The sequence below is a fragment of the Klebsiella sp. WP8-S18-ESBL-06 genome (assembly GCF_014169755.1).
GTDB lineage: Bacteria > Pseudomonadota > Gammaproteobacteria > Enterobacterales > Enterobacteriaceae > Kluyvera > Kluyvera ascorbata_B.
The window spans coordinates 2,034,851-2,047,553 of the sequence record NZ_AP022256.1 but is presented as its reverse complement, the minus strand read 5'-3'; the positions used below and the strand labels follow the sequence as shown (position 1 = coordinate 2,047,553).

The following is a 12,703-nucleotide window of genomic DNA, read 5'->3' as shown; positions in this document are numbered from 1 at the left end:
CGCATGTACGGGGCAAAAGGTACGCAGGCCTACGCACAGATTGGAGTGGAAAGCGCCGTCATGAGCGCCAGTCAGGATCAGCTCGTCACGATGCTGTTCGACGGCGCGCTGAGCGCGCTGATCCGCGCCCGCCTGTTTATGCAGGACGGTAACCAGCAGGGAAAAGGTCTTTCTCTGTCGAAAGCCATCAACATTATCGACAATGGGCTGAAGATTGGCCTTGATGAAGACAGCCGCGATGAGCTGACGCAGAACCTGCTGTCGCTCTACGCTTATATGGTCAGACGCCTTCTGCAGGCCAACCTGCACAATGATGTTAGCGCCGTTGAGGAAGTTGAGGCATTAATGCGCAATATCGCCGAAGCCTGGAAGGAATCTTTACTTACGCCCAATACGATTCAGGATGCCGTCTAATGAGCTATGCATCGCACCTTTACCTCTCATACCAACAGCTGGTTGAAAAAAGCAATATGATGCTGCGGCTTGCCACGGAGGGTCTGTGGGACGAACTGATTGCCAGTGAAATAGAGTACGTAAATGCGGTGCAAAAGATTGCTCAATTGACGCGAGATAGCGATCCGACCGATCCGCTTCAGGAACAGCTGCGTCCTTTGCTACGCAAAGTGCTGGATAACGAAAACACCGTCAAGCGCCTGCTGCAGGGGCGGATGGATGAGCTGGCAAAACTGGTGGGTCAATCGTCGATGCAAAAGACGGTCATGACCACTTACGGCAATCAGGGCGGTCACGTGCTGGTGCCACAGGACAACGTCGACCTCAACCATTGACGAAAAGCGCTCCGGCATGGTGCATGTCGGAGCGTCAATGGCTTACGGCAGCGTCGACTTCAGCGGCGTTTTCGCCAGCGCCTTCTCGCACTCTACCGTCGGACGCGCCACCCGCTGCAGCGTCATACCGTCATAGCTCAGCGAATTCCCTTCCCGCTCGATCGCGTAAACATCCAGCTTATGCGTGACGTTATAGACGTCTTTGTCGCGCAGGGTCAGTTTACCCGGCAGAGCAATTACGCGCTGCCACTGGCGGCAGTCGAGAGTGTCGCCGTCGCGAGTGATGATCAGGCTCGCCATCGCCTGCGGACTCACCAGCGCGCTCTGTGGCCCCATGGTCTGCCAGTAGCCGGCCAGCCCTTCCGGTGCAGGCGCTTTCACCACCGTTGAGTAGTTGTCAATCTGCGCACAGCCCGCCAACGTCATCAGCGCCGCCACAATGGCTAATTTTTTCATTATTCATCCTGTTCGGGGAGAAAAAACAGAAACATTATAGCGTTAAACACGCTGGCGTTTCACGGGAAATGACGATGCAGAGCGATAGCCCTGAAGAGAGAAAACGACTTTATGGATTAACGCCAGGCAGGCACAACGCCAGCGTCAGGCTCAACGGCAGCCGCGACGAGCCAACAAAAAAGAGGTGAGAGGAATGGTGGTGGCGAACGTTTCGCCACCCATACAGTCGCTACACTTGCATGCCCATCACGTCCTGATAGGCGCTTACCAGCTTATTACGCACCTGAATCCCCATTTGCAGCGACACGGACGCTTTTTGCAGATCGGTCATCACATCGTTCAACGCAATACCCGGTTCCCCTAAGGTGAACTTCTCTGCCTGCGCTTTGGCGCTGTTTTGCGCGTTGCTCACGCGGTCCAGCGCCGCGGTCAGCTGACCGGCAAAGCTAATGTCAGGCTGCACATCAACGCTTTGATTGCGCGCCATCGCCGCCGTGGCCTGCATCTGCGACAGCACGCCCTCAATACCCTGAATCGCCATATTGACTCCAGATTGTTTTTACCTGTGAACGAGCTTATCAGTTTGTCAATAAGATAAAGGCGTTAAATAGCGCTATAAAAACGGGTTATTTGGCCCATCAAAATTTCTGAAGCATCAAATAATGTCATGGCTGTCTTTATACGTTTTGCGCCAGGGAGTCTGCTTTGTTTTCGTTTACGTTTAACGCCATTGATCAGGATCGACGAGGTGCGCAATGAGCGCGAGTGCTACGGCTACGCCACAAAATAAAACGATAGAATGGGTCAATCGCCTGCGCGCTAATCCTAAAATCCCGCTGATGGTGGCCAGTGCCGCCGCGGTGGCTATTCTCGTGGCGATGGTACTGTGGGCCAAATCCCCGGACTACCGCACGCTGTTCAGCAACCTGTCCGACCAGGACGGGGGGGCCATCGTCACCCAGTTGACCCAGATGAACATCCCCTACCGTTTTGCCGATAACGGCGGCGCGCTGGAAGTGCCGGCCGATAAAGTGCATGAACTGCGCCTGCGCCTGGCACAGCTGGGCCTGCCAAAGGGCGGCGCGGTCGGTTTTGAGCTGCTCGACCAGGAAAAATTCGGCATCAGCCAGTTCAGCGAGCAGGTGAACTACCAGCGCGCGCTTGAAGGTGAACTGTCGCGCACCATTGAAACCCTGGGGCCGGTGAAAAGCGCCCGCGTGCATTTAGCGATGCCGAAGCCGTCGCTGTTCGTGCGCGAACAAAAATCCCCTTCTGCCTCCATTACCGTCAACCTGGAACCGGGCCGTGCGCTCGATGAAGGGCAAATTTCGGCCGTTGTCCATCTGGTCTCCAGCGCGGTCGCCGGGCTACCGCCGGGTAACGTGACGGTGGTCGATCAGGGCGGTCATCTGCTGACGCAATCCAACACCAGCGCCCGCGACCTCAACGATGCCCAGCTGAAGTACACCGCCGACGTAGAAGGCCGCGTCCAGCGCCGTATTGAAGCGATTCTCGGCCCGATCGTGGGCAACGGCAACGTCCACGCGCAGGTCACCGCACAGGTTAACTTCGACAACAAAGAGCAGACCGACGAGCAGTATCGTCCGAACGGCGATCCTAACCAGACCGCGATACGTTCGCGCCAGGTCAGCGAAAGCGATCAGATTGGCAGCCCGTACCCGGGCGGCGTACCGGGCGCACTGTCAAATACGCCAGCGCCAGCGCCGTCAGCACCGATTTCCACTCCGCCGGCGAACCAGGGCAACCAGGCTAACGGCCAGAACACCAATACCCGCACGACCGCGACGACAAGCGGCCCGCGCAATACCCAGCGTAGCGAGACCAGCAACTTTGAACTCGACCGCACCATTTCGCACACCAAAAAGAACGTTGGCGACGTCCAGCGTCTGTCGGTGGCGGTGGTAGTCAACTATCGCAATCTGCCTGATGGCAAGCCGCTGCCGCTGACCAGCGATCAGATGAAGCAGATTGAAGATTTAACCCGCGAAGCCATGGGCTTCTCCGGGCAGCGCGGCGACACGCTGAACGTGGTCAACTCGCCGTTTAACAGCACCGATGAAAGCGGCGGCGAACTGCCGTTCTGGAAGCAGCAATCGTTTATCGATCAGCTGATGTCCGCCGGACGCTGGCTGCTGGTACTGATCGTTGCCTGGCTGCTGTGGCGTAAGGGGATTAAACCGCAGCTGGCGCGCCGCGAACAGGTTGCTCAGGCCGCCGAGGAAAAAGCCAAAGCGCAGCAGGAAATTCAGGAAGCCGTTGAGGTTCGCCTCAGCAAAGATGAGCAGACGCAGCAACGCCGCGCCAACCAGCGCCTGAGCGCCGAAGTCATGAGCCAGCGTATTCGCGAAATGTCTGATAACGATCCGCGCGTGGTGGCGCTGGTCATTCGCCAATGGATGAATAACGACCATGAGTAATCTTTCTGGAATCGACAAAAGCGTCATTTTGCTGATGACCATTGGCGAAGATCGCGCGGCTGAGGTGTTTAAACACCTCAGCACCCGCGAAGTTCAGCAGCTCAGTACCGCCATGGCGGCGGTCAAGCAAATCTCGAACAAGCAGTTAACCGACGTGCTGGCTGAATTTGAGCAAGAGGCCGAACAGTTCGCGGCGCTGAGCGTCAACGCCAACGAATACCTGCGTTCGGTGCTGGTGAAAGCGCTGGGCGAAGAGCGCGCCTCCAGCCTGCTGGAAGACATTCTCGAAACCCGCGAAACCACCAGCGGCATCGAAACGCTCAACTTTATGGAGCCGCAGAGCGCCGCCGATATTATCCGCGACGAACACCCGCAGATTATCGCCACCATTCTGGTGCACCTCAAACGTGGCCAGGCGGCGGATATTCTGGCGCTGTTCGACGAGCGTCTGCGTCACGACGTGATGCTGCGTATTGCCACCTTCGGCGGCGTGCAGCCGGCGGCGCTGGCGGAGCTGACCGAAGTGCTGAACGGCCTGCTCGACGGCCAGAACCTCAAGCGCAGCAAAATGGGCGGCGTGAGAACGGCGGCCGAAATTATCAACCTGATGAAAACGCAGCAGGAAGAGGCGGTCATTACCGCCGTACGCGAATTCGACGGCGAGCTGGCGCAGAAAATTATCGACGAGATGTTCCTGTTCGAAAATCTGGTCGAGGTCGACGATCGCAGCATCCAGCGCCTGCTGCAGGAAGTGGATTCCGAATCGCTGCTTATCGCACTCAAAGGCTCCGAGCCGCCGCTGCGCGAGAAGTTCCTGCGCAATATGTCCCAGCGTGCGGCCGACATTCTGCGCGACGACCTGGCCAACCGCGGCCCGGTTCGTCTGTCTCAGGTGGAAAACGAGCAGAAGGCCATTCTGCTTATCGTTCGCCGCCTGGCCGAAACCGGCGAGATGGTGATTGGCAGCGGAGACGACACCTATGTCTGATACCACACCGTGGAAAATCTGGCAGCCTGACGATCTTGCGCCGCCGGTGGAAATGGAGTTCGCCCCGCTCTCCCTCGACGAGCCCGACGTGGAGCAGGCAGAAATTTCCGCCGAGCAGCTGCAACAGCAGCAACTGGCCCAGTTGCAAATCCAGGCCCACGAGCAGGGCTATCAGGCCGGGCTGCGGGAAGGTCACGCCGCCGGCCAGCAGCAGGGTTATCAGGAAGGGCTGGCGCAGGGACTGGAACAGGGGCTGGTGCAGGCCAGACAAGAGCAGGCCCCTATTCATGCCCGTATGCAGCAGCTGGCAAGCGAATTTCAGCACACGCTGGACACGCTCGACAGCGTGATTGCCTCGCGCCTGATGCAGATGGCGCTGGAAGCCGCGCGGCAAATCGTTGGCCAGGTGCCAGTGGTCGATAACACCGCGCTGATTAAACAAATTCAATCGCTGCTGCAGCAGGAGCCGCTGTTCAGCGGTAAACCACAGCTGCGGGTGAGCCCGGAAGATCTCCCGCGCGTGGAAGAGATGCTGGGCGCGACCCTGAACCTGCACGGCTGGCGGCTGCGCGGCGATCCCACGCTGCATCCCGGCGGCTGTAAAGTCTCCGCTGATGAAGGCGATCTTGATGCCAGCGTGGCCACCCGCTGGCAGGAACTGTGCCGCCTGGCGGCGCCGGGAGCCTGCTGATGACCGTGCGCCTGACCCGCTGGCTGAACACGCTCGACAATTTTGAGGCGCGCATTGCCCAGCTTCCGGCCGTGCGTCGCTACGGCCGCCTGACCCGCGCCACCGGACTGGTACTGGAAGCGACCGGTCTACAGTTGCCGCTCGGCGCCACTTGCATTATCGAACGCCAGCAGGGCGCTGAGATGCAGGAGGTCGAGGCCGAAGTCGTCGGCTTCAACGGCCAGCGCCTGTTTTTAATGCCGCTGGAAGAAGTGGAAGGCATTCTGCCCGGCGCGCGCGTTTACGCCCGCAACACCGTTGGCGACGGCCTGCAAAGCGGCAAACAGCTGCCGCTGGGCCCGGCGCTGCTCGGCCGCGTGCTCGACGGCAGCGGCAAACCGCTTGACGGTCTGCCCGCACCGGACACCACCGAAACCGGCGCGCTGATCACCCCGCCCTTTAACCCGCTCCAGCGCACGCCGATTGAACACGTACTGGACACCGGCGTACGGCCGATTAACGCCCTGCTGACCGTGGGTCGCGGCCAGCGTATGGGGCTGTTTGCCGGTTCCGGCGTCGGTAAAAGCGTGCTGCTCGGCATGATGGCGCGCTATACCCGCGCCGACGTGATCGTCGTGGGGCTTATCGGTGAACGTGGTCGTGAAGTGAAAGATTTTATCGAGAATATTCTCGGTACCGAAGGCCGCGCGCGCTCGGTGGTGATTGCCGCACCGGCAGACGTGTCGCCGCTGCTGCGTATGCAGGGCGCCGCCTACGCCACCCGTGTGGCGGAGGACTTCCGCGATCGCGGCCAGCACGTGCTGCTGATTATGGATTCACTCACTCGTTACGCGATGGCGCAGCGTGAAATCGCACTGGCGATCGGTGAACCCCCGGCCACCAAAGGCTATCCGCCGTCAGTGTTCGCCAAGCTGCCCGCGCTGGTTGAGCGGGCCGGAAACGGGATTACCGGCGGGGGGTCAATCACCGCCTTTTATACCGTGCTAACCGAAGGCGACGATCAGCAGGACCCGATCGCCGACTCCGCGCGCGCCATTCTCGATGGCCACATCGTACTGTCGCGGCGTCTGGCCGAAGCCGGGCACTATCCCGCCATCGACATCGAGGCATCCATCAGCCGCGCCATGACCGCATTGATCAGCGAGCAGCACTACGCGCGGGTGCGCAATTTCAAACAGCTGCTCTCCAGTTTCCAGCGTAACCGCGACCTGATTAGCGTCGGCGCGTACGCCAAAGGCAGCGACCCGATGCTGGACAAAGCCATTACGCTCTGGCCGCATCTGGAAGCATTTTTACAGCAAGGCATTCTTGAAAAAGCAGACTGGGAATCGTCAATCCAGGCGCTGGAATTGATTTTCCCCACGTCATAGTGAAGCAAGAGGATCACGAATATGGCGCAGCATGGTGCATTAGCAACGCTTAAAGAACTGGCAGAAACCGACGTCGACAACGCCGCCCTGGTACTGGGCGAGATGCGCCGCGGCTGCCAGCAGGCGGAAGAACAGCTCAAAATGTTGATGGACTACCAGCTTGAATACCAGAACAGCCTGAACAACGACATGACGCAGGGCATTGCCAGCCTGCGCTGGCAGAATTACCAGCAGTTTATTCAAACGCTGGAGAAAGCCATCGATCAGCACCGTCAGCAGCTTGTTCAGTGGAACAACAAAGTGGAGCAGGCGCTGAACTTCTGGCGCGAGAAAAAACAGCGTTTGCAGGCATGGCAAACGCTTCAGGACCGGCAGGCTTCCGCAGCGCTGCTGGCGGAAAACCGCTTGGATCAGAAAAAGATGGATGAATTTGCCCAACGCGCGACCTTGAGGAAACCCGAATGATCACACTGCCTAATCTTGCCGTCAGCGATACAAACCTCGCGGGTGCCGATACCGCGGCAAAAACGTCAGGCGGTGCCGAGGATTTTCTGGCTCTGCTCGCCGGCGCATTAAACCCAACGGCTAACGCCGTGAGCGGCGAAAAAACGGCGCTGCTCACCAGCGATGAAACATCCACACCGCGCGAGCTCAATGCGAAAGGCCAATCGCTGACCGAGTGGCTGGTACAGCAGGAAGCCACGCGTACCGGCGTCGCCGCCGACGCCGCCACCGCAGAGATAACGCAGCAGAGCGATGCGCAAAGCCTGCTGAGTTCACTGGCAGCCCATCTTAAGGGCGAACTGTCGGTCGGCAAGGATAAAGAGAATGACACCGCCAAAACCAGCGATGATGATGACACCGCGCTGAGCGAGGAGCAGCTAAGCAGCCTGAACGCGCTGATGGCCATGTTGCCCGCACCGCTGCAGGCACCGCAAACCGTCGAACGTTCCGCTGCTGCGCCCGCTGGCGATACGCTTGCCAACCTCACGACATCACTGAAACACGGCGGTGCGAAAACCGACGGCCCTGTGGAGATGAAGAGCGCTGCCGCCGCACAGCTGCAAACCGACGTGCGCGCCCTGCCCGCCGATTCGGCCTTTGTCCTTCCGGCGCAAAAGGCAGAGGCAGAAAGTACGCCAAGCCCAGCCGCGCCAACGGCCGCGCTGTCACCAGTTGCCGCACCAAGCAGCACAACGCTTGCCACACCAGCGTCCGTCAGCGCCAACATCCATGCTCAGTTAGGTACGCCGGACTGGCAGCAAAATGTCAGCCAGCATATCACCCTGTTTACCCGTCAGGGCCAGCAGACCGCCGAGCTGCGTCTTCACCCGGAATCGCTCGGCCAGGTGCATATTACGCTGAAGGTCGAGGATAACCTCGCGCAGATTCAGATGGCCTCACCGCACGGCCACGTGCGCGCCGCGCTGGAAGCCGCGCTGCCGGTGCTGCGCACCCAGCTGGCGGATAACGGCATTCAACTGGGGCAGAGCAACATCAGCAGCGACGGCTTTGCCGGGCAGCAACAGCAGCCCTCTTCACAGCAGTCGTTCGCCTCCCGCGCTGATGCCAACGGCAACGATACACAGGAAGACGACGCGCTTCTGGCTGTGCCTGCGGCGCTTCACGCCGCATCTCGCGGCGATAACGCCGTAGACATCTTCGCTTAAACGCCAGAGGTAACATGATTATTCCCGTCTTTTCCACGCTTTGACCCGCGCGGGAGACGGGATAATCAGAGGATAAGCAGTAGTAAAAAGGAAGACCGCATCAGATGACTGACACCGCTATCAATAAAAAGAGCAAACGCTCTCTCTGGATCCCACTTTTGGTGCTGGTAACGCTCGCCGCCTGCGCAACCGCAGGCTACAGCTACTGGCGCATTGAGCATCAGAGCGCCACCGCCGCTGCGCCGAAAGAAGCCCCGCCGCCGCCTGCTCCGGTCTTTTTCCCGCTGGACACCTTCACCGTGAACCTGGGCGATGCGGACCGCGTGCTTTACGTGGGCGTGACGCTCCGCATGAAAACGGAAGCCGACCGCGCGCGTCTGAATGACTATCTGCCGGAAGTGCGCAGCCGTATGCTGCTGCTTTTATCGCGCCAGGATGCCACAAAGCTGGCGACCGATGACGGTAAAAAACAGCTGGCGAATGACATCAAAGAGACGCTCAGCGCACCGTTGATTGCCAGCCAGCCGAAACAGGACATCACCGATGTTCTGTACACAGCTTTTATTCTGCGGTAGAGCCATGGGCGACAGTATTCTTTCTCAGGCCGAAATCGATGCGCTGCTGAACGGCGACAGCGACAATCCCACAGAACCGCTGGCAGGCAAGTCGGGCGAAGACGATATTCGCCCCTACGATCCCAATACCCAGCGCCGCGTGGTTCGCGAGCGGCTACAGGCGCTGGAGATTATCAACGAGCGTTTTGCCCGTCATTTCCGTATGGGGCTGTTCAACCTGCTGCGCCGCAGCCCGGACATTACCGTGGGGGCGATTCGCATTCAGCCCTATCACGAATTTGCCCGCAACCTGCCGGTGCCAACCAACCTTAACCTGATCCACCTTAAGCCGCTGCGCGGTACCGGGCTGGTGGTCTTTTCGCCGAGCCTGGTGTTCATCGCAGTAGACAACCTGTTCGGCGGCGACGGCCGCTTCCCCACTAAGGTGGAGGGACGCGAGTTCACCCATACCGAGCAGCGGGTCATCAACCGGATGCTGAAGCTGGCGCTGGAAGGCTACAGCGATGCGTGGAAAGCGATTAACCCGCTAGAGGTCGAGTACGTTCGCTCGGAGATGCAGGTGAAGTTCACCAACATCACCACCTCGCCGAACGATATCGTGGTCAACACCCCTTTCCATGTGGAGATCGGCAACCTGACCGGCGAGTTCAATATCTGCCTGCCGTTCAGCATGATTGAACCGCTGCGTGAGCTGCTGGTGAATCCGCCGCTGGAAAACTCCCGCCACGAAGATCAGAACTGGCGCGAGAACCTGGTGCGTCAGGTACAGCACTCTGAGCTGGAGCTGGTGGCGAATTTCGCCGATATCTCACTGCGGCTATCACAAATACTCAAACTCAAGCCCGGCGACGTTCTGCCGATTGAGAAGCCCGATCGCATTATTGCCCACGTAGACGGCGTACCGGTTCTCACCAGCCAGTACGGCACGATTAACGGGCAGTATGCGCTGCGCGTAGAACATTTGATCAACCCGATTTTGAATTCGCTGAACGAGGAACAGCCCAAATGAGTGATATGAATACTCCACCCGATGACAACAGCGGATCCGTGGACGATCTGTGGGCTGAAGCGCTGAACGAGCAAAAAACCACCGTGGGCGGCAAAAGCGCCGCCGATGCGGTATTCCAGCAGCTGGGCGGCGGCGACGTCAGCGGCACGCTGCAGGATATCGATCTGATTATGGATATCCCGGTTAAGCTGACCGTGGAGCTGGGGCGCACGCGCATGACCATCAAAGAACTGCTGCGTCTGACGCAGAGTTCGGTGGTGGCGCTGGACGGTCTGGCGGGCGAACCGCTGGATATTCTGATTAACGGCTATCTGATTGCTCAGGGTGAAGTCGTGGTCGTCGCCGACAAGTACGGCGTACGCATTACCGACATCATTACGCCGTCAGAACGTATGCGCCGTCTGAGCCGCTAAGATGAGCGCCCCCCATTCCGCCTCCGTCGTGACGCCTTCGCACGCCGCGCCGGCCAGCCATAGCGCGACACCGGTCACGGTGGCGCACGCCAACGAACCGATGACCTCGCCGCTGATTCAGGTTAGCGGCGCGCTGCTGGGCATTATTGTGCTGATTCTGGCGGCGGCATGGGTCGTTAAGCACGTCCTGCCCGGCACCGTCCAGGGCCGGTCAGGCAGCAATCTGAAAGTCAGCGCCAGCGCATCGCTGGGCGCACGCGAACGGGTCGTGATTGTGAATGTTGAAGACGCGCGGCTCGTTCTGGGCGTCACCGCGCAGCAGGTCACGCTGCTGCACACGCTGCCGCCCGCGCCGCCGGAAAGTTCACCGCCGCCGGCCGCCTCGCCCGAGTTTGCGGTACTGATGAAAAACATGCTTAAGCGTCCCGGGAGATCCTGATGCGCCGTTGTTATTCCCTTGCGCTGAGCGGGCTGTTATTGCTCTCCCCCTCTGCCTTTGCCCAGCTTCCGGGCTTGATCAGCCAGCCGCTGGCTAACGGCGGCCAGAGCTGGTCGCTGCCGGTTCAGACGCTGGTTTTTATCACCTCGCTGACCTTTATTCCGGCGATTTTGCTGATGATGACCAGCTTTACGCGTATCATCATCGTTTTCGGCCTGCTGCGCAACGCCCTCGGCACGCCGTCCGCGCCGCCAAACCAGGTCCTGCTGGGGCTGGCGCTGTTCCTCACCTTTTTCATTATGTCGCCGGTTATCGATAAGATTTACACCGATGCCTATCAGCCTTTCAGCGAAGACAAAATCACCATGCAGGAAGCGCTGGATAAAGGTGCGCAGCCGCTGCGTGAGTTTATGCTGCGCCAGACCCGCGAGGCCGATCTGGCGTTGTTCGCTCGTCTGGCTAACAGCGCGCCCATCCAGGGGCCGGAGGCAGTACCCATGCGTATTCTGCTGCCCGCCTACGTGACCAGCGAGCTAAAAACGGCCTTCCAGATTGGCTTTACCATTTTTATTCCGTTCCTGATTATCGACCTGGTGATCGCCAGCGTGCTGATGGCACTGGGGATGATGATGGTGCCCCCTGCCACCATCGCCCTGCCGTTCAAGCTGATGCTGTTTGTACTGGTGGACGGCTGGCAGCTGCTGGTGGGCTCGCTGGCGCAAAGTTTTTACAGTTAAGGAGTAACCATGACCCCTGAATCCGTCATGATGATGGGCACCGAAGCGATGAAAGTGGCGCTGGCGCTGGCGGCCCCGCTGCTGCTGGTCTCGCTGGTCACCGGCCTGATAATCAGCATCCTGCAAGCGGCAACGCAGATTAACGAAATGACCCTGTCGTTTATTCCGAAAATCATCGCCGTGTTTATCGCCATTATCGTCGCCGGGCCGTGGATGCTCAATCTGCTGCTCGACTACGTGCGTACGTTGTTCAACAACCTACCCTATATCATCGGATAAGCACCATGCTGCATGTGACCAGCGACCAGTGGGTTTCCTGGCTCGGCCTTTACTTCTGGCCGCTGCTGCGCGTGCTGGCGCTGATTACGACCGCGCCTATTCTCAGCGAGCGCGCCGTACCCAAGCGGGTCAAGGTCGGTCTGGGGGTGGTTATCACCGTGGTGATCGCCCCTTCACTGCCGCCGGTAGATGTTCCTGTTTTCTCCGCTGGCGCGCTGTGGCTGGCGCTCCAGCAAATTCTCATTGGTATCGCGCTGGGCTTTACCATGCAGTTTGCATTCGCCGCGGTGCGCACCTGCGGTGAAATCATCGGCCTGCAAATGGGGCTCTCTTTCGCCACCTTCGTTGACCCGGGCAGCAATCTCAACATGCCGGTACTGGCGCGCATTCTCGATATGCTGGCCATGCTGCTGTTTCTGGTCTTTAACGGTCATCTGTGGCTCATTTCACTGCTGGTGGACACCTTCCACACCCTGCCCATCGGCGGCGAACCGATTAACAGCAACGCTTTTCTGGCGCTGACCCGCGCCGGAGGAATGATCTTCCTTAACGGTATGATGCTGGCGCTGCCCATTATCACCCTGCTGCTGACGGTTAACCTGGCGCTAGGCATGCTCAACCGCATGACGCCGCAGCTGTCGGTGTTCGTCATCGGCTTCCCCATCACCCTCACCGTTGGCATTTTGCTGATGGCCGCATTAATGCCGCTGGTTGCGCCGTTTTGCGAACATCTATTTAGCGAAATATTCGATCTATTAGCTGATATTATCAGTGAGTTGCCACGTATAAATTCTCCATAGTACCAACCTGGTTATTATGAGGAAAATCCTAAAGTAAAAGCGGAAAAACA

Annotated in this window: 17 protein-coding genes; 15 read left to right on the top strand and 2 right to left on the bottom strand. The window is 59.1% G+C overall.

Translation table 11 applies throughout. The features are described 5' to 3' along the window. The first annotated feature begins 3 nt into the window (after positions 1 to 3). Both fliS and fliT read left to right on the top strand, forming a co-directional pair. A complete protein-coding gene (fliS, locus tag H7R76_RS09625; protein ID WP_106927897.1) occupies positions 4 to 414 on the top strand; it encodes a flagellar export chaperone FliS in 411 nt (136 codons plus the stop codon). Further along, entirely contained in the window at positions 414 to 788 is a 375-nt protein-coding gene (gene fliT / locus H7R76_RS09620; RefSeq protein WP_106927899.1) for a flagella biosynthesis regulatory protein FliT, read from the top strand. Before fliS ends, fliT begins: the two co-directional genes overlap by 1 nt. Before the next feature lie 42 nt (positions 789 to 830). Here fliT and yedD read toward each other — a convergent pair whose 3' ends face one another. Together yedD and fliE are read right to left on the bottom strand one after the other, a co-directional pair. Continuing rightward, positions 831 to 1,244, bottom strand: coding sequence for a lipoprotein YedD (gene yedD / locus H7R76_RS09615; protein ID WP_106927901.1), 414 nt, complete (start codon positions 1,242 to 1,244; stop codon positions 831 to 833). Between the two features lie 229 nt (positions 1,245 to 1,473). Continuing rightward, on the bottom strand, positions 1,474 to 1,785 hold the full coding sequence (fliE, locus tag H7R76_RS09610; RefSeq protein WP_106929938.1) for a flagellar hook-basal body complex protein FliE: 312 nt from the start codon (positions 1,783 to 1,785) through the stop codon (positions 1,474 to 1,476). 214 nt (positions 1,786 to 1,999) lie between these two features. Here fliE and fliF point away from each other — a divergent pair, with 214 nt between their 5' ends. The 13 genes from fliF (at position 2,000) to fliR (ending at position 12,653) form a co-directional block, all read left to right on the top strand. Then, complete coding sequence (gene fliF, locus H7R76_RS09605; protein ID WP_182967618.1) at positions 2,000 to 3,682, top strand: flagellar basal-body MS-ring/collar protein FliF; 1,683 nt, start codon at positions 2,000 to 2,002, stop codon at positions 3,680 to 3,682. Further along, complete coding sequence (gene fliG / locus H7R76_RS09600) at positions 3,675 to 4,670, top strand: flagellar motor switch protein FliG (protein ID WP_182930393.1); 996 nt, start codon at positions 3,675 to 3,677, stop codon at positions 4,668 to 4,670. Before fliF ends, fliG begins: the two co-directional genes overlap by 8 nt. Further along, positions 4,663 to 5,361, top strand: a complete 699-nt coding sequence (fliH, locus tag H7R76_RS09595; protein ID WP_106929944.1) for a flagellar assembly protein FliH — start codon at positions 4,663 to 4,665, stop codon at positions 5,359 to 5,361. Before fliG ends, fliH begins: the two co-directional genes overlap by 8 nt. Next, complete coding sequence (gene fliI / locus H7R76_RS09590) at positions 5,361 to 6,731, top strand: flagellar protein export ATPase FliI (protein ID WP_182930392.1); 1,371 nt, start codon at positions 5,361 to 5,363, stop codon at positions 6,729 to 6,731. Before fliH ends, fliI begins: the two co-directional genes overlap by 1 nt. Before the next feature lie 21 nt (positions 6,732 to 6,752). Beyond that, positions 6,753 to 7,196 (top strand): flagellar export protein FliJ, encoded by a 444-nt coding sequence (fliJ, locus tag H7R76_RS09585; RefSeq protein ID WP_106929946.1) that lies wholly within the window; start codon positions 6,753 to 6,755, stop codon positions 7,194 to 7,196. Further along, entirely contained in the window at positions 7,193 to 8,401 is a 1,209-nt protein-coding gene (locus H7R76_RS09580; protein WP_106929948.1) for a flagellar hook-length control protein FliK, read from the top strand. Before fliJ ends, H7R76_RS09580 begins: the two co-directional genes overlap by 4 nt. Positions 8,402 to 8,505: 104 nt before the next feature. Continuing rightward, the gene (gene fliL, locus H7R76_RS09575) at positions 8,506 to 8,976 is read left to right on the top strand and encodes a flagellar basal body-associated protein FliL (protein ID WP_182930390.1); all 471 of its coding nucleotides are present in this window, start codon (positions 8,506 to 8,508) and stop codon (positions 8,974 to 8,976) included. 4 nt (positions 8,977 to 8,980) lie between these two features. Continuing rightward, entirely contained in the window at positions 8,981 to 9,985 is a 1,005-nt protein-coding gene (fliM, locus tag H7R76_RS09570; protein ID WP_106929952.1) for a flagellar motor switch protein FliM, read from the top strand. Then, on the top strand, positions 9,982 to 10,398 hold the full coding sequence (gene fliN, locus H7R76_RS09565; RefSeq protein ID WP_182967616.1) for a flagellar motor switch protein FliN: 417 nt from the start codon (positions 9,982 to 9,984) through the stop codon (positions 10,396 to 10,398). The genes fliM and fliN overlap by 4 nt, the downstream gene beginning before the upstream one ends. A 100-nt stretch (positions 10,399 to 10,498) precedes the next feature. After that, the gene (gene fliO / locus H7R76_RS09560; RefSeq protein ID WP_182967938.1) at positions 10,499 to 10,837 is read left to right on the top strand and encodes a flagellar biosynthetic protein FliO; all 339 of its coding nucleotides are present in this window, start codon (positions 10,499 to 10,501) and stop codon (positions 10,835 to 10,837) included. After that, positions 10,837 to 11,574 (top strand): flagellar type III secretion system pore protein FliP, encoded by a 738-nt coding sequence (gene fliP, locus H7R76_RS09555; protein ID WP_106929956.1) that lies wholly within the window; start codon positions 10,837 to 10,839, stop codon positions 11,572 to 11,574. Before fliO ends, fliP begins: the two co-directional genes overlap by 1 nt. A 9-nt stretch (positions 11,575 to 11,583) precedes the next feature. Beyond that, the gene (gene fliQ / locus H7R76_RS09550; protein WP_035896987.1) at positions 11,584 to 11,853 is read left to right on the top strand and encodes a flagellar biosynthesis protein FliQ; all 270 of its coding nucleotides are present in this window, start codon (positions 11,584 to 11,586) and stop codon (positions 11,851 to 11,853) included. 5 nt (positions 11,854 to 11,858) lie between these two features. After that, positions 11,859 to 12,653, top strand: coding sequence for a flagellar biosynthetic protein FliR (gene fliR, locus H7R76_RS09545; protein WP_106929957.1), 795 nt, complete (start codon positions 11,859 to 11,861; stop codon positions 12,651 to 12,653). Positions 12,654 to 12,703: the final 50 nt, after the last annotated feature.